Below are 286 nucleotides of genomic sequence, written 5' to 3'. Positions count from 1 at the left end.
TTGATCGAGGACGAACAGTGCTGCTCCGGGCACCGGCACCCCGATCGGTGTTATCGCTGCGCCGGTGAGCAGGGGCGCGCTCATCGACGCATACCAGGTCTCGGTGGGCCCGTAGGCGTTGATCATGACCCGCCCGGGGGCCCAGCGGTCGACCAGTTCGGCCGGACACGCCTCACCGGCGACCATCAACGTCACCGATTCCAAACCTTGCGGCGGCACTACCGCGGCCGCTGAGGGGGTTTGGTTGAGTACGGTGACGTGTTCGGCGATCAGTAGGGCATGGAAT

The 286-nt window shown here is 65.7% G+C and carries 1 protein-coding gene; it reads right to left on the bottom strand.

The genetic code is table 11. The annotated features are described in order from the left end of the window. The coding region (locus F0Q45_RS27190; protein ID WP_149656722.1) for an AMP-binding protein at positions 1 to 286 on the bottom strand (286 nt) is incomplete at both ends.

Origin of the sequence: Mycobacterium simiae (genome assembly GCF_008370645.1) — a bacterium.
Lineage (GTDB): Bacteria > Actinomycetota > Actinomycetes > Mycobacteriales > Mycobacteriaceae > Mycobacterium > Mycobacterium simiae_A.
Note: the sequence above shows the minus strand (reverse complement) of the source record. Positions and strands in the feature narration are given on the sequence as shown.